We start from the raw sequence: 19,858 nt of genomic DNA, 5'->3' as shown, positions 1-19,858 counted from the left end.
TTGAATCTCTTTCCCCCATGGCAGTGCTATAATTTAATTTTGGAGATTGAAAATGAATAATAAAAACCAACCAGTCAGCCTTAGTGAAATAGGTAAAAAGCTTGGAATCGAAGGTGGTGTATCTATGTTGGCAGTTGCAGAAAAAATCGGTTATACCATAAAACCTATTGAGCTATCTGAATTAGATAAGGCAGTTGATAAATATCTAAATAATGAGGTACATTCAGCCTGACAGGCAAATCAACAGCGGTTTTTTTCGCTTCGTTCAATTATAGCCCACAATTTGTAGCCTGTTATTCAGGCGTCGAACTAAGCCGCTTCGCGGAGCCAAATGCTGATTCAATCGAGTGTATTAACCTCATTGAATCAGCTAGACTTAAAAAAGATGTGATGGAACACCACAATGACAAGGGAATTTCAATGAAAGATGTACAAACCAAGCCATATTATCAGTTCAAAATAGCTCTACAGCCCAGAGCTCGCATCAAAAAAAACAAATTCCTTTAGCATGAAGCGTACCCATTAAACTGGACTCGGCATTGGCCAAGTCCAAGACGCTTTTTTGTGCCATGCAATTTTCGCAACGCACAAATACTAAAATGTTAATGCTATCAGTGTCAAAATGGAGTTTGTATGTTTAAAACGGTTATCGAAATAGATGAAATAAACAAGTGTCAGTCATTACTACTCGAAAATTTAAAAAATAACCTTTACCTTTCTGGGAAATTTAATATTGGTTTTCCAGGTGGAAGTTGGAATGAAACTATCCAATATAATGAGGACATTTGGTTCTTACATCATCAAATTGGTGGTGAAGAAAAATCACCACGTTTCTGGAATGGCTTTGGTTTAGCACAAGAACTTAGTAGTAATAAATCAAACAACATTGTTGTTGAGATTAATATCCCTACTAATGGGATTAATAGAAAAGTTGCAGGTTTTTATGCAAAAAATGAAAGTGGTGAAATTGGGCTGTTTCACCGTGGTGGCTTAGGTGGTGGGCGGAAAGGTATAGGTAAGCAAGCATTTCTCAGCTGGTCTTCCTATGAATTAACTTCAGTATCAACCAATAGTGCAAAAGAAAGCGCCATACTAGTTGGCTTAATTGAAAGTGATGACTTTACCGTTAAGTTACATGACTTTTTAATTAATATTGCAAACTTTAAGCAATTAGCTACAACTGGAGAAATAAATGAAGCTACATTTATTTCTGATGATGAACTTTGGGAGCGTATTTGTACTGAAAACCCTAAACGAAAATCCCCAAAGAAAACGACAACAGAAACAGTAGGATATGAAAGAAGTGAATTTGTAAAAGAGTATGCATTAAGGCATGCAAATGGAAAATGCCAGCTTTGTAATAATGCCGGTCCTTTTGCGACAAAATCAGGTAGAAATTTTTTGGAGGTTCATCATATAGATTGGCTTTCTAAAGGAGGTCTCGATATGCCCGAGAATGTTGTTGGATTATGTCCTAATTGTCATAGAAAAATGCATAACATAAATGACGCTAAAGATATTAAAAAATTAAAATCCGCAGCAGTTATCTTAAAATCGCACTAACACATGTGAGCCTCCCGCCAGTCAATATGCGAGCCTAACTTATTTGACTGCTTTTGCAGTCAAATTAAAATCAATCAACAAATTCATCTACTTCGTCTGTCATTTAACTGTTAAATCATCGTGCTTTTAGCGAAACATGGTCAGTCACAATTATTTTCAAAAAAGACATTTTAAAAACCAGAAAATTGCCCACGATGATTAGCTACGAACAGAAAATGGCTACTTGATGTAGCCATTTTTATGGGCGTTTCACTGTGGTTTTTATCGTAAACGGGCGTGTTTATCTGCCAATTTTACTAATGTCGTAATCTGTTGGTTTGCTGCCTCACTATTTTGCCGCCTTCCAATGTAAACAACATGCGCTGCCGCTCAAACTGGTGTTGAGTGCGGCAGCTTTGGCACCCGTAAACCCCATGACTAGAAACATAAAACCATCTTTGGTCAGTTGGTAACACTTCAAATCACGTTGACTCGTGCCAACCTGTTGATTTTGCACGTCAGCGCAAAAATGCGCTGATGTAAATTCACTTGGAGCATCGATTAGAATGCGGTCAATTTTACTTATGAGTTATCAGTTAAGTGAGTTATCGATAACCATTCAGCCATTTTATAAAGCTAACATTGTGTAATCTAGAACCTTTGATCACACGGTTTTCTGCTGCCTAAAGTAAAGCGTATGCGTTTTAATGGCCAAGCAAAAATAATGGCAATATTAAGCTGCTATTTAAGAGTCTCTATTTTAGACCGAGGATAACTCTATCTAATTGAATAAAAATAATTTTATTGATAAATCATTTACATAACGAGCCATGTTATTCGTGGTTATCTACATTCTCGCTTCATCCAGACTAAAGAGTGATTGATTCGCGAGATTTAAGCTGATAAGTTACTAAAATTATTAATAATTAAAGTGGTATAGATGCTGGGTTTTGGTTGACTTCTCAAGATGTTTATCGAAATTATAGCTAATACGCTGTTAAGCATCAGTAGAGTTTAGGCAATGTTCTATCAATCAAATTATAATAAAAACCTATTAATTGCCCCTATATGGAAATGGCTAATTATTGTCTTCTGGGTTTTATTGGTTGCAGTAATGTTTTTTCCGGCCACTGAGCAAGGAAGTATCATCTGGTATCTCGGGCTTTCAGCATCCATTTTTTTAGTGGCTGCTTGTATATTGTTGGTTACTTTTGCACTTGTTGTCATTTTCATTAAACGGAAGAAACTGGGTGTTGTGAGTTCCATGCTAGCTTCGTTATTTGTGATCATATTTAATGTACCTGGAAGCATGGTTTTATATGCGTACTTAAAGAATCAGAGAGTTATTGGGTAATGCTTAGCAAAGCAAGTCAATCTGACAGCTTACTCTCCACTTACGTATGTGCGGTAAAATATTAGTGCATGCACAAGTTCCGTTACAGCTGCAGTTGCTTGCAGCGTTGAACTAAGCCGCAACGCAGAGCTAAATGCAGACTCAATCGAGTGTATTAACCTCATTGAATCAGCTAGACCTAAAAGAGATGTGATGGAACACCACAATGACAAGGGAATTTCAATGAAACACGTACAAGTCAAGTCACATAATCAATTCGAAATTGTTTTCAGCCCAGAGCTAGCATCAAAAAAAGCAAATTCCTTTAGCATAAAGCTTACCCATTAACCTGGACTCGGCATCGGCCACGTCCAACAAGCGGTTTGTGCCATGCAAACAGCGCAACGCATAAATACTAAAACGTTATACATAAGGAGTTTGTAAATGCCTTTTTCCGCCAAAATGACTTTAATGTTGCTTTACTTGAGTTCAGGAATCAGCATTACTCTTGCTGCATGGATGATGTTCGTCGTAGAGGCTAGGCCATCAACTGCAGTTTCACAGTTAATTGCTGGAGCAGCCTTTTTTTGGGTTGCTTCTGCTTTGAAAAAGCGAGATGAAAAATCTTTGATTATTGGTTTAATAGGGACTTGTGGATTACCTCTTTTTTGGCTTTGGAAGGCTTATGACCAGTATTTTTACGATCTTTCTCTGTTTGAGGCATTTAGAGTTTATCCGATATTGGGAATATATATCATCCCCTTATTTGCAATGATTTTTTTGCTATTACCAGCCTCAAAACACTACTTTAGACCTAAAGCTGAAAGTTGCGTATAACAAGCCTTTAAATTCAGACTCACCAAGGCTGTCATGCCATTTACTGAGCAAATCGCCCGCCAGCACTTGGTTCACTTATTAGAGGGGCGTTAGGCAATCAATAAGGAAACCATTATGAAGTTAATCTCCACTATTATTTTAATAGCAGCTGTAATGAGCCCGCATACATTAGCAAGCACAGTCTCTGCAACGCAGCAGTTAGGTGTCTGTTTAACAGATTCAATGAATGGAAAAGAAAGGAAGAATTTAGCTAAATGGATCTACTTTGGTATGTCCCAGCATAGCACTATAAAACCTTATTCAAATGTCTCAGATGCTAACTTAGATCAAATGAATAAATATGTTGGAGAGCTTATTACTAGATTAATAACTAAAGATTGCAAAGAAATATCCAAGAAGGCTATTGAAGAAAATTCAACAGCATTTGAGTCTGCATTCAGTATTGTAGGGAAAGTGGCAATGCAAGAGTTAATGACAGAATCATCTGTCTCTCAAAGTTTGGGTGCATTTGAGAAGTACTTAGATACCGAAAAAATCGAAGCTGCTCTTAAATAGCGGCCTAACAAAAAGTTGGTGTTCGCACCTGCGGTGCTGGGACGGTTAAACTTCGTTGGTTACAATCGATTTAAGGCAGGTTTAAACGTTATTCAATTGATATATTTTGATTTATCTCAAACCAAGTGACATCACTCAGTTTGAGAAATATACGATATTGCCTGTCTCAAACCACCCGTTTTCATTTCTCAAACCTCGCGACCCGCTACATTTAGACATTAAAAAAAGTTATGACAGAAATAACGTAAGTTGTAATTGTAGAGTAGAAGGTTTGACCGGAGTTTGACCGGATTAATAAAATTCACGTATTATCTTTAAACACAAAAAAGCCTGTAAGCATTTTATGCGTACAGGCTTTTTTATTTTTAATTTGGTCGGTATGAGAGGATTCGAACCTCCGACCCCTGACACCCCATGACAGTGCGCTACCGGGCTGCGCTACATACCGAAATTACTTCGTTTGACTTCAGAGATAATGAAAATATCATCATAAATGCCAATCACTTAGCATGGCTGTGAGCCTTGGGGGTTACTAAGTGGATAATTACTGTATCAATTGCGATTTGTTTACGCAAGTAGTTAGTTATCAGTCGGTTATCGATTGATTATAAACTATCCACTCAATAAAATGCTCGGCCTTATCTATGCATAAGCAATCATAAGCAATCATAAGCATGCATGATAGCGCTTAATGAAGAGTTCGCTCGTTTACAATCTTTTAAGCTAAATATCTTATTAATTATAAAATACCTTATTGATTATACAGTCTACGACCTTCACGCATGACTTGGATCAATTCTGGTGCGCTCATTTTCTTATCTAAACGTTTTTTATAGTCTAAATCGTAAATGCGGTATTTACCGAAACGATCTAGTACCGTTATTTCAGCTTTTTGGTAAATGGCAAAGCGGCGGCTGTCGCCTATGTAGACCCAGGTTTCATTATTAGGTTCTAACAAACTGCGGCCTGAACTGTAATCTGTACTTGGATTGGTGCAACCTAACACATGGCTTAGCAAGGTTGGCGCTATGCCGTAATGGCTGGTGCGGTAATTCACTTTATTACCATGGCTGTCGGGCCAATGGATGATCAGCGGCACTTTAACATTACCTGGCGATAAATCGCTGCGGGCGTCGCTGGTATTACTGGTAAAGACCTGGCCGTAAGTGCCAGTGATGAGCACAATGGTATCATCACTCACGTTATTGAGTAGGCTTGCCAGTTGTTGGTCGATAAAGTTAAGTGATTGACGATATTGATTAAACAGCACCTTTTGCGCAGGCTTTAATGGCATGTGCGGTTTGATGGTTTGTACGCCTAAAAATCCGACTGGGGTGTCGTAATCTTTTGGTGCGGTAAGATTCACTAAGGCAAACCACGGTTGTGTTTGCTTTGGCTGCCAAGCATTCACCGCATTAATGGTGTTGATATCGGCATCTGCGCTGCCATTATCGCCTTCGCTGATATGAATGTTTATACCGCTGAACATTGCGCTATTAGCAGCGTATTGATCATTTTCAGGCGCAAACATGGCTAATTGATAGCCTTGCTGTGACAACGTGTTGGTTAATATTGGGCTGGTGCTATCAAACTCTTTGCGATCGCTGTAGTTGCCTTGTAAGCCATACATGAGGGTAAACATGCTGGTTTCAAAGTCGGTGCCACCGCTATAGTGATTCATAAAGCGCTGATTTTGAATACGATACTGGCTTAAGAACGGCATAGTGACACTGTCGACCATGTCTGCTCGTAGGCTGTCTATGCTGATAACCATAATATTGGGTTGGCTGTCTGCAATACATTGCATCGGACTGATGGGATAGCTCAGCTTACGTGATTTAGTGTTGCGAGACTCTGTTGATTGCATGCTGCTGTCAATGCCGTGATTTTCCATGAACGAGCGTGCTGTCGCAGGGTATGACACTGGATAGGCGTCGTCAAAACGGGTGACTTCAGTCATATTGGTCGCGTCGGCCCAAATATGAAATAAATGGCTGCTGACAAAACAGATACCGACAAACAGCACCACTTTGTTGCCCCATTGTTTTTTCTGAATTTTGTCGATGCGTTTCCACAAATAATTGGCCGCAGTAAGCTCAACAATCACAATGACGATAGGCGTCACTATGTATGAGGTGCTGTGTAATAGCGCGTTGAGATCTTGCCAGGCTAAGTCGAACGCAAAAGGACTTAAATGGATACCGTAGTCGTCATAAATAATGGTGTCATACAGTAGGGCATATAAACCAAGTGAGGCGATAAATGCAGCAAAACCACGTAAAATTTTGGAGTAAGGTAATAATAAGGTAATCGGGAAAATAAAAATTAAGTAACCGATAAAGGCTAAAAAGGTAAAATGACCTATGGTGCTGATTGACAGGTAAGCCCAACCAATAATGGTTTCTGGGTAGCCGACACTGCCAATATATCGAGCGCCAATTAACATCGCTAATATGCCATTAAAGAAGGCAAACCAGTGACCCCAATTAACTAAGCGTGACACTTTATCACGCGTCATTTGCTGCTTTTTGCGCTCGATCATGTTAACTCGTATTCCTACGTTATTATCACAGACTGTTTTCAGTGTAACTGATTGTTAGCATTAGTGATAAATTTTATTTAGTCGATTACTTAACCGACTGTGTTAAGGCTTTGGCAAATTGCTCAGCAACTTTTTGGCGTGATTCACCAGGGACTTTTTTGTCGAGTAAATGGGTCACGCAATTGCCTAAAACCATTAGGCTTAAATCGGTTGGTGCTTGATGCTTAGCTAGTACTGCAAGCAGCTCGCTGATAAGTGCTTCAACTTGAGTGTTTGTGTATTTAGATTGAATTGCCATAGTCAGAAAACTTCAATAAATAATGAATTAGCTGCACATAATAACGGATTTAGCCGTCGCTCGCCTCAAGTTTTATTCGCTGTATGTGAGGAATATTGTAAACCCTTGTTCGATTTATACGGTTGGTCTGATATCATTCTTTTTTAAATTATCATCTGCGACAGACTAGGATTAACAAGGTTTATGAGCATTAGTATTGAGCAAGCAATTATTCACGAAATTTCTCAAGACAGTCAGGGGCAAATGCGTTGTCGTTTACGCCCGCAACCGTTGTTGAATACTCACGCCGTTGAAACCATGTTAGAAGAGTTACATCAAACCTATTCGGGTAAAGCGGGTAAGGGGTTTGGCTTTTTTGGAACCCATGGTGATGATGGCGAAGCCAACAGTGAATTTTCTGATGCACTAACCGGTTATCGCAAAGGCGATTTAGGTTTTGTTGAGTTTAGTGGTCAAGCGAGCCAGCTGTTGCAACAAGAACTGGCCAAGTACGATTTTAGCCAAGGTGGTTTTTTGTTGATGTCTTGCTATACCAGCATGACGAGCGACTATTTATTTGTGGCGTTATTAAGCGCTAAGTCGTCGATGACAGTATTAGATGACATGGAATTGTCGCAAAACAACCATTTAGATTTAAACAATATTCAATTAGCTGCGCGCATTGATTTAACTGAATGGCAGGCCGATAAAAGCTCGCGTAAGTATATTTCGTTTATTCGTGGTCGTGCTGGCCGTAAAGTTGCCGATTTCTTTTTAGACTTTATGGGCTGTGTTGAAGGCGTTAACATTAAAGCGCAAAACAAAACTCTGATCCATGCAGTTGAAGATTTTGTCGCAGGTAGTGAGCTTACCAAAGATGAACGCCAAGATTGTCGCAACAAGGTATTTGATTATTGTTCTGAACGCGCAGGTTCCGGTGATGTGATTGAAGTTAAAGATTTAGCCGATGAGTTAGCTGATTCTGGTATGGATTCATTTTATGATTTTGCGTGTGGCGGTAGTTATGAGTTAGACGATGAGTTTCCGGCCGATAAAGCCAGTCTACGCAGCTTGAAGAAGTTTTCAGGCACAGGCGGCGGAGTTACCTTGAGCTTTGATGGCGGCCATTTAGGTGAACGGGTTATTTATGATCCGATATCTGACACTATTTTGATTAAAGGCGTGCCAGCCAATTTGAAAGACCAATTAGACCGTCGCTTAAAAGGCGAATAACTTAAGCTTAATTGGTGTTGTTACAACAGCGTCCTATTTGGGCGCTTTTTTATGAGCGAAGATAATAACGAGTCTAGGTTTAACGCGTGCTATGCTTTGGTGAGTTAGCGAGTAAAGCGAGCTAACATGTTGTTGGATCTAGTGTTGCGTGTGAACTTTGGGTTCAATAGCGTGCAGAGTGACATTAATTTACGCAGATTTTTATATCAATTTACTGATGCTTAAATCGTGTCAATGGCGGTGAACTTTGCAACGTTTTATTTGGATTTATATAACGGCTTAGCTCATGGCTTATTTAGCAAATTACCGATCAAATTATCTAACTGGTACGATTTTTGGCGCAGTTGAATATTTTACTTTTCATTCATTTGTAGTTGAGTAAACTAGCGCCACTTTTTGAGTGTTTTTGTTTGTTATGCTTGTAATAGCCTAACGGACTTTGGGGGAGCGATGATCACTGCATACGCCTATCAAAATAGAGAATTAATCACCACCGAATTGAGTGTGGGCGATAAAGTGCCTGAGTCGACATTGTGGTTAGATTTATTAAAACCCGACGACGAAGAGCGTCAATGGTTGAGGCTATTCTCTGCTGAAGAAGTACCTGACGAAGAAGATATTAAAGAAATTGAGGCTTCGGCGCGTTTTTACCAAAACCAAGACGGTTTACACATTAACTCGTTGTTTCCACAGCGGGTGAGTTCAGATGTACGCGCAGTGAACGTGTCGTTTAACTTGCGAGAACGTTTTTTGCTAACAATACGTGAAGAAGATGTCGGCCTTATTCGTTTACTGCGTAATTACCTACGTTTAGGGCGCTTGGATATTACCACTCCACAAGGCTTATTGTTAGAGCTCTTTACTTTGAAAGTTGATTATCTATCTGACTTAATTGAAGATATTTATAGTATTTTAGAAAATGTTGGCGAGCAAGTATTTAATGACGAAGAGCTTGACGGTGTTTTTAAACTGATTACCTTGCAAGAAGATTCGAACGGTAAAATTCGATTGAGTTTGTTGGATACTCAGCGTTCATTACGTTATATGCAACGTTATTATCGTGACCGATTGTCAGATGAAAACTTGAAAGACATTCGTGAGATGCTATCTGACATTGAATCATTGATGCCACACAGCCAGTTTATTTTCGACAAGTTACAATTCTTACTGGATGCAGCGATGGGATTCAGTGGCTTGCAACAAAACAAAATCATTAAGATATTTTCGGTGTCGGCGGTAGTATTTTTACCCCCTACGTTAATTGCCAGCAGTTATGGGATGAACTTTCATATTATGCCAGAACTCGACTGGCGGTTTGGCTACCCAATGGCAGTGGCATTAATGCTAGCCAGTGCAGCAGGAACCTACTTTTTCTTTAAACGGAAAGGTTGGTTATAACGCAATTTATTTTAGACAAAATAATGCCATCAATTGTTGCCGATTGATGGCTTTTTTTATGTCTCAAATACTTGAGTTGGCTAGGGTAAATAAACTGAAATGGTGTTGTGTAAGTCACTCATTAAAGAGATGAAATAGTCTATGTTATCTGCAGCACACTAGTTTTGGCCAATACCTAAGCTGATTTGTTCTCTAGGATTGAGGTATTTATGGATTTTTTCTGGCAATGCTGCGGCAGGTAGACTGCGAACAATAGTTAAGCCTTCATCTTGTAAACTGATGATGGGGGCTAAATCTTTGGGTACCAGTTGGTCGTAAACCACAATGTTAGGGCACAATAGCTTTTGCAAGTTTACCGACATAACCATGGCAAATTGGCCACTGGATAATTCAATAATGCTGCCAGGCGGATAAATACCTAACATTTTGATTAACATGCTAATATATTCAGTATTGAGTTTGTTTTTATAGTTTTTATACAGTAACCCCAAGGCGATACTTGGCGGTTTTCCTTTGGTTTGGTTGGTGCCATTACTCAAATTGTCGTATTCGTTAACCACGGCGATTAACTGCGACAGCTTGTCTAATTTGTCGGCTTTGAGCCCTTGTGGGTAGCCACTGCCATCTAAAAATTCGTGATGATTAGCAATTAACGGTTTGGCTTCGTCTGGAAAGCTGTCAGCGAGTTTAAGAAAATTAATGCTCATTAATGGGTGTTGTTTAATGAAATTTTCTTCTGGTGTGGTAAGAGGCACTCGCTTATTGATAATGTTACTCGGAACTTTGAGTTTACCTATATCGTGAAATAACCCACCAATACCAATCGTTTCAACTTCTTCGCGGCTCCAACCTAGCTCTTTTGCCATTAACATACACAACATGGCGACGTTGAGTGAATGGTGATAAATATGCTCATCATTTTTGGCATCGCCCATTAAATGTAAGGCTAAATTATCGCTATTGAGTAGCATGGTGGTCATGTTGCTGATGAGGTCTTTCGCTTCACTGACCGCATTGAGTGGTCGGCTACTGATTTTAGAGACCATTGAACGCATCATCGACACTGAGCGATTAAATTGTTGTTCGGTTTTCTTTAAATCTCGTTTGAGCTTTTGTTGCTCATCTATTTTGGCCGACTTCTGGTTAATCATTTGCTCTTTTAGTGCGTTGAGGGCCTGCTCGTCGGGTTTAGAGGTGTTGGCATTCTCGGACGTTACAGGCTCAATATCGCTTTTTTCGGGATCAAAAAAAACATCTTTTAGCCCTAAGCCTTTGATAAGTTCAATTTGTGCAGCGTCTTTAATTTTAAAACTGCTAAACAGGAAAGGGTGGTCTTTCCAGGAAATTGGCAAGCGGATAAAGGTACCCACTTCTAATTGTTCTACAGCGATTTTTTGGTTTTTTTTCATATTCAATCGATAGTTACTTTGAAGAACAATGAGCTATGTTATGTATTGCCCTTTACAGGCACTTTAATTGCGTGGCAGCATACTACTATAAATAAATTAACAATAGTCACTCCCTATGGATTTTATTGAAGTATATCCCAACGCGATAAGTAATGATTTATGTGATCGCTTAATTGCGGCATTTGAAACGCACCCGAGTGTAGGGCCAGGCCATACAGGTTTTGGCGTAGATACCGAGAAAAAGCGCAGTCGTGATTTAATGTTAGATGCTTTTGATGATTTAGCTGAATTAAAAAATGAACTTTTAGCGGCGACATTTACCCATATTAGCGATTATTTTACCCAATACTCGTTAACCTTAATGGGAGCGGTTTCTGTACAAGTAGCAGATGAAAATGGTCAACCGCAAACGTTAACGCCTGATAATTTTGATTCGTTAGGTAGGCCAAGAGCAGCGGCATTAACTAAATATTTGTATCGCAGTGGTACGATTAATGTGCAGCATTATCAGCAAGGTGTTGGTGGATATCCGCATTGGCATTCAGAACAGTATCCACAGAATGGCCATAATGAGGCGCTTCATCGGGTGGTGTTATACATGTTTTACCTGAATGATGTTGAAGAGGGCGGCGAAACAGAATTTTATTATCAACAACGTAAAATAAGCCCCAAAAAAGGCACTATGGTGATTGCTCCAGCCGGTTTTACACACAGCCATCGTGGCAATGTACCTATTAGTAACGATAAGTATATTGCGACTTCTTGGGCGATGTTTAATCGTGCCGAGCAACTTTATGCGCCATTAAGTTAGTGATTACTGTTGAGTAAAACCAGTTGTGGCTTTATATGCTTATTTGATTGCTGATTTTGTTGCTGCGTGCTTATGCCGTTGCGGGGAGCTGAATGACAAAAGCTGCGCCGCCAAGCTCGCTAGTACCAATGGTCATTGTGCCGCCATAACTGCTAACGAGCTCATGGCATACTGCTAGACCAATTCCTTGTCCCGATGATTGAGTGTCGGCTCTCATACCGCGTTGGATTATTTTTTGTTTAATGGCGTGGTCTACGCCGGGGCCGTCATCTTCAACACTGAGTTGGATGATATTGTTATCGAGGCTCGCGGCGCTGATCATGACGTTATTGCCACATAAGCGAAATGCATTTTCCAGTAAATTACCCAATAGCTCCATTACATCGCCTTTGCTGAGTGGTAGTTGCAATGATGCTGATATGTTTAGGGTGAATATGACATGTTTGTCTCGATATATTTTATCGAGCATTTGCGCAAGTTGTTGAGCAATCGGTGCGATAGCGGTTTGTTGTTGACGTAAGCCTTGTTGGCCTAACATGGCACGCTTGAGTTGATACTGTACTAAATGATCCATGTCATTTATTTGTTCAAGTATTTTTTGGTGCTGTTGCTGACGATCTAATGAGTCATCGTCAATGATGGCAATACTGGCGGCGAGACGCGTTTTTAAACTGTGAGCAAGGTCGTTCATGGCATTTTGATAGCGCATTTGACGTTGATCTGTTTGGTCCATAAGTTGATTTAATGCCGTGGTGATGCCTTGTAATTCAACGGGGTAATCTTGTGATAGGCTTTTTTTATGTCCTTGTTGCAGCTGTATCAACTCTTGTTTCAGCTTCGTTAATGGCCGCATTCCCCAGTAGGCTGCACTTACTAGCAGTAACAGTGCAATAGCCATTACCATTGCCAATCTAAAATAAGTGAGTCGATTAAATTGACTGAGTTCAGTTTTCAATGCGGTGGCGTCTTTTAAAATCAATAGATGATACATTTCGGTTTCAACGTCAATGCTGAGCAAGTAAGCAAAGTAACTTTGTTGGTCATTAAAATTGAGGTAGAACGGTGGGAAATCATCTTTTATATCAAGATATTGTTCACAAATGTTATTCAAGTTTAAGCTGATAGCGAAGTCAGAACGCCATAAGGTGTTATAGCTGCTATTGCAGGTAGCCATAATGTATTGCGTGTCGACGTCGTCACCTTCACGGGCCTGGGTGATAGGGATTAGATTGTTTTCGCGAAACTCAGCGGCAATGATGGGTAGTTGAGCTATTAAGGCGCTGGTGGTTTGGTTATAGCGATTTTGGGCATGGAGCAAGGTAATTAACCAGGCCAGACCAAATCCTACTAACGCGATAATACCCAAGGAGGTTAAGAACATCCTGGTAAGCAGACGTTTTTTAGGTCGTAAAATTAGTCGCATGGGTGGTTAAATTTATATCCTTGGCCGCGAAGGGTAATGATGGACTGTTCTATTCCACCTTGAGCAAGTTTCTTTCTTAATCGGCTGACCATCACTTCAATAGTGTTGGGATCGCCTTCTTTGTCGGCATAGACCACATCCAGTAAACGCTGTTTAGCGACAACCTCATGGCAATGGCGCATCAAGTATTCCAGAATAAGGTATTCAAAGGCAGTGATGTCTAATGGTGTTTGGTTTAGCGTTACATGTTTTGCCGCGACATCTATTTGCAGAGCACCGCTGGTGATGGTTGAGCGAACAAAACCACTGCTGCGGCGCACTATGGCATCAAGTCTGGCGATGAGTTCTTCTTTTTGAAATGGTTTAACTAAGTAGTCGTCTGCACCAGCATTGAGCCCTTCGACTTTATCTTGCCACGTTAGTCGAGCGGTTAAAATTAGAATCGGCGCTTTAACATCTGCATTACGCAGCATTTTGATTAGGCTTATTCCATCTTGATCGGGTAAGCCTAAATCAATAATAGCAGCATCAATAGGATAATTAGTGGCTTGATAAAATCCTTCTTTTGCGGTTAATGCCACTTGCACTTGATTACCTTGATCTGATAACTGCACCTGTAAATGGTGTGACAACAGAGGGTCGTCTTCAATAACCAATATGCGCATAATCCATCCTTGTTAAGCCGTCACTTTATGTGAAATGTGCTTGGCCAATATTACCCTACAAGTTGGTGAGGTTAAATATTAAACAGACTTTTATGATAACCATATTCAAACTGAATACCATCATGGTGCTAGTGATAATTATTTTGCTAACATTTTTGCCCTGAAAGGGCTTAGTCGATGTAATCAAGTATCAGGTAAGTTAGAATAGCGTCATTGACAGACTAACTTTTAAGATTGAGATGAAACTAACACATTTATTATCGGCTAGCTTTTTAAGTTTATTTTCGACATTTGCATTAAGTGCAACGTTTACCTTTACGGCTATCCCTGATGAAGATGAAAGTCAGCTTCGGACTCGCTTTGATAAAGTGGCTGATTATTTAACCGAGCAGTTGGGCGTGGAAGTGAAATATATTCCGGTAAAGTCATATTCTGCAGCGGTAACAGCATTTCGTAATAACCAAGTACAACTTGCTTGGTTTGGTGGTTTATCTGGTGTGCAAGCGCGTCGTTTAGTGCCAGGTTCTGAGGCTATTGCCCAAGGTTTTGAAGATCAGTTTTTCAAGAGTTATTTGATTGCTCATAAATCTACTAATATGGCTGCTTCAACTAATTTTCCTTCATTGAATGATTATACCTTTACCTTTGGTTCTAAAGACTCAACTTCAGGCCGTTTGATGCCACAGTATTTTATTGAAAAAAATACCGGTAAGCCAATTGAACAAATTTTTAAACGCATTGGTTTTTCTGGCGACCATAGCCGCACTATCAGCCAAGTTGAAGCAGGTGTTTATCAAGTCGGTGCGGTTAATTACAAAGTGTGGGACACCGCCGTTGAGAAAGGTGACGTTGATACCAGCAAAGTGAAAGTCATTTGGGAAAGCCCTACTTACCCAGATTATCAATGGACGGTGCATTCGGGTGTTGATGAAACGTTTGGTGCGGGCTTTAAAGAAAAGCTGACTAAAACGTTAATTGGTATGACGGATAAAGATTTGTTAGCCAGCTTCCCACGTGAGTCATTTGTACCGGCTAAAAATAGCGATTATGAACCGATTGAGCGCGTGGCAAAAACAATTGGAATGCTCGATTAATGTTGTCGTTGGTTGATGTTGATTTAGGTTATAACCAGCAAATTATATTACCTAAAGTGAATTTGTCATTTAAGGCAAATGAGCATGTGGCTATTTTAGGCCCTTCAGGCGTGGGTAAAACCACGCTGTTGCATCACCTTTATCAACAATTGGCCGAGCAGACCTGTTTGTGCTCTCAAGCACAGGGGTTAGTTGATAACCTGTCGATATATCACAATGTGTTTATTGGTGGGTTAGCGCGTTATTCCCGTTGGTATAATTTGGCTAATTTGTTGTTGCCGTTTAATAAGCCGCAACAACAAATCGGCGCTATTTGCCAGCAACTAGAACTAACCGTGCCTTTGCAACAGAAAGTCAGTGAGTTGTCTGGTGGTCAGCGCCAACGTGTGGCCTTAGCCAGAGCGTTATTTCAACAACAATCAGTGTTTATGGGCGACGAGCCCTTTTCTGCATTAGATCCGCTAATGGGCTTACGATTACTAAACTTGATTAAGCAAACGCATCAGAGTGTTATTTGTGTGTTACATGATGCCGAGCTAGCGTTAGCAAACTTTGAGCGTATTATTGTCATTAGTGATGGCAAAGTAGTACTAGATGACAAAGCGAGCCAATTATCTCTGGCTCATTTATCACAGCATTATGCATTAGCCGATTTACCAAACCATTCAGTGGCATAAATATGAACATGTTGATGCTGCTAAGCGATTTATCTTCATTCTATCCCCGTTTTTATAATGCCTAAAATGATTACTCACAGTCGCTACTCTTTTGTAGGGCATTGGCAGAAAATCACTCTGTTGCTTTTACTCATGGTCTCCGTGTGTTGGTTTTTTGCTGATACCGAGGTGATTGCACTCGATCCTTGGTCTGAGCTTGGTCGCATGTGGCAAGGCTTTGTGCACCCTGACTTTTTCGCGACAGAGTATTTACTTGATGCGCTGTGGCAAACCATTAGTTTTGCGCTGCTTGGGATTACGATTGGGTTGCTATTGGGATTTCCATTAGCATTGTGGTATCAACATCCTGTAGTGGCGGCAATGTGTGCATTTATCCGTGCTATCCATGAGATATTTTGGGCATTGATATTCTTACAGATATTTGGTCTTTCAGCCATTACCGGTATTTTAGCCATAGCGCTTCCTTATGCTGCTACTTTTGCCCGTGTGTTTGCTGATATTTTACAGCAGGCACCAATGCATACCTTATTTTCACTGCCTAAGGGCACCGATAAACTGTCGGCATTTATATATGGTCGATGGATGCACATGTATCCGCAGATTGTCGATTATATTCGTTACCGTTTTGAATGCGCGCTTCGTAGTAGTGCTGTGTTGGGCTTTATTGGTATGCCGACATTAGGGTTTTATTTAGAATCCGCTTTTCGTCAGGGGCATTATCAACAAGGCGGTGCACTATTAATCTTATTTGTGTTGTTAATTGGTAGCATACGTTTTTGGGCTAAACCGATAATGCTTTGGCTGTATTTACCGCTTGCTGTGTACTTCTTACCTCCCATTCCTGTTATCGACTCGCAACTTATTTGGCGTTTTATCAGTGTTGATGTTTTACCACCGATGCTTCAAGGACAACCCTTCTTGAGCTGGTTTGACACAGATAACCTGTCGAAGCTCGTTAACTGGAGTTATACATTAATCAGCCAGCAAGTGTTTCCCGGGATGGTTGCTACCTTGGTACTGGCTTTTTGTGCTTTGGGGTTAACTCATGTGTTGACGTTGGTATTATTGCCTTTTAATACCCACTTGATGATGCCAAAAGTGGTTATTTTAATCATGAGGGCGGTGAATTTAATATTACGTTCATTGCCTGAATATTTATTGGCTTTTGTGTTTATGATGCTACTAGGGCCCTCGATGTTGCCAGCGATTATCGCGTTAGCGCTGCACAATAGCGGCCTGATGGTCTTTTTAATGTCACGTCAAGCTGACAGCATTAGTGTGCCGTTGACATACAAGCCTAGGATTGATCAGTACAGTTATCTAGTGCTACCTACCATATACCCACATTTTATGGGACTGCTGTTTTATCGATTTGAAGTGATTATCCGTGAAACGGCTATCTTGGGCATGCTTGGGGTGATGACGTTGGGTTTTTATGTCGACAGTAATTTTTCTGAAATTCGCTTTAGTGGGGCATTGTTGCTGTTGTTTTTCACTGCGGGTTTGAATGTGGTGGTGGATTATTTAGCTCGTCGATTATTGCATTATCCTCGCAGCCGTTTACAGGCTTGCTAAAGTCTCTTGGTTTAGAGCGATAGAAGGTTAGCGTCATTGCTCAAACAGATAACTGTGTGAGCAAAATAGTTAGTTTACTCATCTTTTTATTTACTCGAATTCAATCATGTTTATCACTGAGAGATAATTTGATGAATTATATTATTAGCAATCGTGACAGCAACGGCAATAAAAATAACCCCAACGAGTAGATCTATAATGGTATTGGCCGCGAGCAATTTTTGCTGTACTCGAGGTTTTGATAGGATCAGTGCGAGTAAGCTAAACCACGCCAATGACAACACAAATAATAATACTGTGGCGGCAATTTTTGTTTGGTAATTGACTTGAGGTGTAATTAATACAGAAAATAAAGTAATAAAAAATATCAACGCTTTAGGATTCAGTAGGTTGGTATATAGTCCAATTTTAAAGCCCTTTAATGACGATATCAGCGCCGCTTTTGCCACATTTTGTTGTATTGATGGCGTGTCTGAATTACGGCGTTTGCTGATAATACTGGTGATAGCTGATTTTAGCGCCCCATATCCCATCCATGCTAAATAGCTACTGCCAATCAGTTGCACGGCCATAAAGGCAATATGAGACTGTTGGATCATCACACTGATGCCCATTAACGACAAAAAAGTGTGAATTAAGATAGCGACAGCAATGCCTAAGGCACAATAAAGCGCGGTTAAGCGTGTTTGCTGTGTGGCCATTTTAATGATAATGGCAAAGTCAGGTCCTGGGCTCATTAATGCCACCATGTGAATAACCGCTAAACCAGCCAATAATGTCATGTCCATATATATTCCGTTTTTTATAAATTCAAGCTGGTGAAATTTTAGTTAATATCTATTTTTTCATATCATTTATTGATATCTATGAAAGCTTATTTCAATGTAAGTTGATGATAATGGCACATTTATGCAAGAAAAAGATAATAAAAAAGCGCTAAATTAGCGCTTTTTTATATAAGAGAAGCTTAATTGTTATTTTTTGGCATTAAGCACTTGTTCTTCAAAACTTTTGGCGGCTTTACCTGCTTGCGAATCGTTGAATACTTCTTCATTAAATTCGCCTTCAGATTTGGCAATGATCACCGTCGCTACAGCATCACCAGTGACGTTCACCGCGGTGCGGATCATGTCTAGCATTCTGTCTACACCAATAATCAAGGCAATACCTTCAACGGGTAAACCTACTTGGTTTAATACCATTGCCAGCATAATAAGGCCTACACCCGGCACACCCGCAGTACCGATAGATGCCAGCGTGGCCGTTACTACAACAGTAGCGTAATCCATGATGCTCAGTTCAATACCAAATACTTGGGCAATAAATACCGTAGCAACACCCTGCATAATGGCGGTGCCATCCATGTTGAGTGTGGCACCCAGTGGTAAAGTGAATGACGCGATTTTGTTGTCAACGCCCATTCTGTGCTCAGCCGTTTCAATGGTAACCGGCAATGTTGCATTAGAACTTGCGGTACTAAAAGCAAACAGCTGTACGTCGCGGATTTTACGTAAAAACATTAACGGGCTGAGACCCGAAAATAGTTTTAATAAAGTCGGGTAAACCACTAAGCCTTGGATAAATAACACTGCAACCACGAGGAAGAAGTATTTGACAACGCTTCCGAAGGTTTCTAAGCCTAATGTTAAGCTGAGTGTCGCCATCAATGCAAACACACCATAAGGTGCTAGCTGCATAATTAACGTGACCACTCGCATGATTACATCATTTAAATCGTTAAAAAATGAGGCAACTCGAGTACCCCGTTCACCAATATGTGAGATGGCAAAGCCAAAAACAACTGCAAATAGGATAATCTGCAACATATTGCCTTCGCTCATGGCTTGCATAGGGTTTGTCGGTACAATATTAATAATGACTTCAGATAGGCTAGGAGCATCTTTTGCTGAGTATTCTAATACGTTACCGGCTAGGCTAGCATTACCTGGATGGATCAACACTGCAGCTAGAATCGCAATAGTGAGTGCAATAGCGGTAGTGAATAAATAGAACGAGATGGTTTTACCACCAAGACGGCCCAGTTTAGATGGATCGCTAAGGGAGCAAGTACCGCACACTAATGAGATAAATACCAAAGGTACGACAAGCATTTTTAAGCTTGAGATGAAGATAGTGCCAATGACATGTAAAAATCCGTCGGTAATGTACTCTTGAATAAATTGGCTACCAGGGAAAAAGTTTCTCAGTGCCAAGCCAAATACTATACCTAATACCATGCCTAATAAAATTTTGCTCGTGAGTCCGAGCTTGTATTGTTTACTCACAGAGTATTCCTTTTCATTATAATATTTTTAGATCTGTATTGAATGGGCTAAAGACTAGCAGGAATCGCCCTTTTAGGAAATGGCCAAAAAGTGAAAGTTTTAACGGATAAATGACACAGAAAACAATAGAGTTATGGTAAAGTTACAAGATATTTGCGTATTGTTAATCTATAAGTAACTATAATAATTATTTAGTTTAATC

The 19,858-nt window shown here is 40.1% G+C and carries 19 protein-coding genes and 1 tRNA gene; 10 read left to right on the top strand and 10 right to left on the bottom strand.

All coding sequences use genetic code 11. The annotated features are described in order from the left end of the window. The first annotated feature begins 52 nt into the window (after nt 1–52). Both HNW13_RS13320 and HNW13_RS13315 read left to right on the top strand, forming a co-directional pair. Entirely contained in the window at nt 53–232 is a 180-nt protein-coding gene (locus HNW13_RS13320) for a hypothetical protein (protein WP_192115963.1), read from the top strand. Between the two features lie 401 nt (nt 233–633). Next, complete coding sequence (locus HNW13_RS13315; protein WP_192115962.1) at nt 634–1,563, top strand: HNH endonuclease; 930 nt, start codon at nt 634–636, stop codon at nt 1,561–1,563. A 328-nt stretch (nt 1,564–1,891) separates the two neighbouring features. On the opposite strand, the gene HNW13_RS23515 is transcribed toward HNW13_RS13315, so the two are convergent. Together HNW13_RS23515 and HNW13_RS13305 are read right to left on the bottom strand one after the other, a co-directional pair. Continuing rightward, nucleotides 1,892–2,104: a Rha family transcriptional regulator gene (locus HNW13_RS23515; protein ID WP_347813091.1), complete on the bottom strand. Its 213-nt coding sequence runs from the start codon at nt 2,102–2,104 to the stop codon at nt 1,892–1,894. A 476-nt stretch (nt 2,105–2,580) separates the two neighbouring features. After that, on the bottom strand, nt 2,581–2,808 hold the full coding sequence (locus HNW13_RS13305; protein WP_192115961.1) for a hypothetical protein: 228 nt from the start codon (nt 2,806–2,808) through the stop codon (nt 2,581–2,583). A gap of 511 nt (nt 2,809–3,319) precedes the next feature. Between HNW13_RS13305 and HNW13_RS13300 the strand changes: the two genes are divergently transcribed. Together HNW13_RS13300 and HNW13_RS13295 are read left to right on the top strand one after the other, a co-directional pair. Then, nucleotides 3,320–3,712 carry a hypothetical protein gene (locus tag HNW13_RS13300; RefSeq protein ID WP_192115960.1) on the top strand — a complete coding sequence of 131 codons (393 nt, stop codon included), beginning with the start codon at nt 3,320–3,322 and terminating at the stop codon, nt 3,710–3,712. 114 nt (nt 3,713–3,826) lie between these two features. Beyond that, entirely contained in the window at nt 3,827–4,267 is a 441-nt protein-coding gene (locus HNW13_RS13295) for a hypothetical protein (RefSeq protein WP_192115959.1), read from the top strand. A gap of 371 nt (nt 4,268–4,638) precedes the next feature. On the opposite strand, the gene HNW13_RS13290 is transcribed toward HNW13_RS13295, so the two are convergent. The 3 genes from HNW13_RS13290 to HNW13_RS13280 form a co-directional block, all read right to left on the bottom strand. Next, nucleotides 4,639–4,715 (bottom strand) — tRNA-Pro (locus HNW13_RS13290). 303 nt (nt 4,716–5,018) lie between these two features. Continuing rightward, nucleotides 5,019–6,809 carry a DUF3413 domain-containing protein gene (locus HNW13_RS13285; protein WP_192115958.1) on the bottom strand — a complete coding sequence of 597 codons (1,791 nt, stop codon included), beginning with the start codon at nt 6,807–6,809 and terminating at the stop codon, nt 5,019–5,021. A gap of 85 nt (nt 6,810–6,894) precedes the next feature. After that, complete coding sequence (locus HNW13_RS13280; protein ID WP_011637946.1) at nt 6,895–7,107, bottom strand: YejL family protein; 213 nt, start codon at nt 7,105–7,107, stop codon at nt 6,895–6,897. Between the two features lie 183 nt (nt 7,108–7,290). Between HNW13_RS13280 and yejK the strand changes: the two genes are divergently transcribed. Together yejK and corA are read left to right on the top strand one after the other, a co-directional pair. Beyond that, complete coding sequence (gene yejK / locus HNW13_RS13275) at nt 7,291–8,319, top strand: nucleoid-associated protein YejK (RefSeq protein WP_101088015.1); 1,029 nt, start codon at nt 7,291–7,293, stop codon at nt 8,317–8,319. A gap of 450 nt (nt 8,320–8,769) precedes the next feature. Beyond that, a complete protein-coding gene (corA, locus tag HNW13_RS13270; protein WP_101088017.1) occupies nt 8,770–9,717 on the top strand; it encodes a magnesium/cobalt transporter CorA in 948 nt (315 codons plus the stop codon). Nucleotides 9,718–9,875: 158 nt separating this feature from the next. Here the strand turns inward: corA and HNW13_RS13265 are convergent, their stop codons facing one another. After that, nucleotides 9,876–11,126, bottom strand: coding sequence for a DUF3391 domain-containing protein (locus HNW13_RS13265; RefSeq protein WP_101088019.1), 1,251 nt, complete (start codon nt 11,124–11,126; stop codon nt 9,876–9,878). 115 nt (nt 11,127–11,241) lie between these two features. Between HNW13_RS13265 and HNW13_RS13260 the strand changes: the two genes are divergently transcribed. Further along, complete coding sequence (locus tag HNW13_RS13260; RefSeq protein ID WP_192115957.1) at nt 11,242–11,937, top strand: 2OG-Fe(II) oxygenase; 696 nt, start codon at nt 11,242–11,244, stop codon at nt 11,935–11,937. Between the two features lie 70 nt (nt 11,938–12,007). Here HNW13_RS13260 and HNW13_RS13255 read toward each other — a convergent pair whose 3' ends face one another. Both HNW13_RS13255 and HNW13_RS13250 read right to left on the bottom strand, forming a co-directional pair. Beyond that, complete coding sequence (locus HNW13_RS13255) at nt 12,008–13,360, bottom strand: ATP-binding protein (RefSeq protein ID WP_192115956.1); 1,353 nt, start codon at nt 13,358–13,360, stop codon at nt 12,008–12,010. Further along, nucleotides 13,351–14,025 carry a response regulator gene (locus HNW13_RS13250; RefSeq protein WP_101088025.1) on the bottom strand — a complete coding sequence of 225 codons (675 nt, stop codon included), beginning with the start codon at nt 14,023–14,025 and terminating at the stop codon, nt 13,351–13,353. Before HNW13_RS13250 ends, HNW13_RS13255 begins: the two co-directional genes overlap by 10 nt. A 239-nt stretch (nt 14,026–14,264) precedes the next feature. Between HNW13_RS13250 and HNW13_RS13245 the strand changes: the two genes are divergently transcribed. Genes HNW13_RS13245 through HNW13_RS13235 form a run of 3 tightly spaced genes read left to right on the top strand, consistent with a single transcriptional unit; the run spans nt 14,265 to nt 17,371 of the window. Beyond that, complete coding sequence (locus HNW13_RS13245; RefSeq protein WP_192115955.1) at nt 14,265–15,119, top strand: putative selenate ABC transporter substrate-binding protein; 855 nt, start codon at nt 14,265–14,267, stop codon at nt 15,117–15,119. Beyond that, nucleotides 15,119–15,796 (top strand): ATP-binding cassette domain-containing protein, encoded by a 678-nt coding sequence (locus HNW13_RS13240; protein ID WP_192115954.1) that lies wholly within the window; start codon nt 15,119–15,121, stop codon nt 15,794–15,796. Before HNW13_RS13245 ends, HNW13_RS13240 begins: the two co-directional genes overlap by 1 nt. Nucleotides 15,797–15,853: 57 nt before the next feature. Beyond that, the gene (locus HNW13_RS13235) at nt 15,854–17,371 is read left to right on the top strand and encodes an ABC transporter permease (RefSeq protein ID WP_192115953.1); all 1,518 of its coding nucleotides are present in this window, start codon (nt 15,854–15,856) and stop codon (nt 17,369–17,371) included. A gap of 113 nt (nt 17,372–17,484) precedes the next feature. Here HNW13_RS13235 and HNW13_RS13230 read toward each other — a convergent pair whose 3' ends face one another. Then, nucleotides 17,485–18,159, bottom strand: a complete 675-nt coding sequence (locus tag HNW13_RS13230; RefSeq protein WP_192115952.1) for a LysE family translocator — start codon at nt 18,157–18,159, stop codon at nt 17,485–17,487. Between the two features lie 186 nt (nt 18,160–18,345). Further along, a complete protein-coding gene (locus tag HNW13_RS13225; RefSeq protein ID WP_124730402.1) occupies nt 18,346–19,656 on the bottom strand; it encodes a dicarboxylate/amino acid:cation symporter in 1,311 nt (436 codons plus the stop codon). Nucleotides 19,657–19,858: the final 202 nt, after the last annotated feature.

The organism is Shewanella sp. BF02_Schw, from assembly GCF_014596695.2.
Taxonomy (GTDB): Bacteria; Pseudomonadota; Gammaproteobacteria; order Enterobacterales; family Shewanellaceae; genus Shewanella.
Note: the sequence above shows the minus strand (reverse complement) of the source record. Positions and strands in the feature narration are given on the sequence as shown.

Bases quoted from the DNA above. Each gene is read 5' to 3' on its own strand.
- HNW13_RS13320 (WP_192115963.1), top strand. From the start codon at position 53: ATGAATAATAAAAACCAACCAGTCAGCCTTAGTGAAATAGGTAAAAAG.
- HNW13_RS13315 (WP_192115962.1), top strand. From the start codon at position 634: ATGTTTAAAACGGTTATCGAAATAGATGAAATAAACAAGTGTCAGTCA.
- HNW13_RS13305 (WP_192115961.1), bottom strand. From the start codon at position 2,808: ATGGAACTCACAACACCCAGTTTCTTCCGTTTAATGAAAATGACAACA.
- HNW13_RS13300 (WP_192115960.1), top strand. From the start codon at position 3,320: ATGCCTTTTTCCGCCAAAATGACTTTAATGTTGCTTTACTTGAGTTCA.
- HNW13_RS13295 (WP_192115959.1), top strand. From the start codon at position 3,827: ATGAAGTTAATCTCCACTATTATTTTAATAGCAGCTGTAATGAGCCCG.
- HNW13_RS13285 (WP_192115958.1), bottom strand. From the start codon at position 6,809: ATGATCGAGCGCAAAAAGCAGCAAATGACGCGTGATAAAGTGTCACGC.
- HNW13_RS13280 (WP_011637946.1), bottom strand. From the start codon at position 7,107: ATGGCAATTCAATCTAAATACACAAACACTCAAGTTGAAGCACTTATC.
- yejK (WP_101088015.1), top strand. From the start codon at position 7,291: ATGAGCATTAGTATTGAGCAAGCAATTATTCACGAAATTTCTCAAGAC.
- corA (WP_101088017.1), top strand. From the start codon at position 8,770: ATGATCACTGCATACGCCTATCAAAATAGAGAATTAATCACCACCGAA.
- HNW13_RS13265 (WP_101088019.1), bottom strand. From the start codon at position 11,126: ATGAAAAAAAACCAAAAAATCGCTGTAGAACAATTAGAAGTGGGTACC.
- HNW13_RS13260 (WP_192115957.1), top strand. From the start codon at position 11,242: ATGGATTTTATTGAAGTATATCCCAACGCGATAAGTAATGATTTATGT.
- HNW13_RS13255 (WP_192115956.1), bottom strand. From the start codon at position 13,360: ATGCGACTAATTTTACGACCTAAAAAACGTCTGCTTACCAGGATGTTC.
- HNW13_RS13250 (WP_101088025.1), bottom strand. From the start codon at position 14,025: ATGCGCATATTGGTTATTGAAGACGACCCTCTGTTGTCACACCATTTA.
- HNW13_RS13245 (WP_192115955.1), top strand. From the start codon at position 14,265: ATGAAACTAACACATTTATTATCGGCTAGCTTTTTAAGTTTATTTTCG.
- HNW13_RS13240 (WP_192115954.1), top strand. From the start codon at position 15,119: ATGTTGTCGTTGGTTGATGTTGATTTAGGTTATAACCAGCAAATTATA.
- HNW13_RS13235 (WP_192115953.1), top strand. From the start codon at position 15,854: ATGCCTAAAATGATTACTCACAGTCGCTACTCTTTTGTAGGGCATTGG.
- HNW13_RS13230 (WP_192115952.1), bottom strand. From the start codon at position 18,159: ATGGACATGACATTATTGGCTGGTTTAGCGGTTATTCACATGGTGGCA.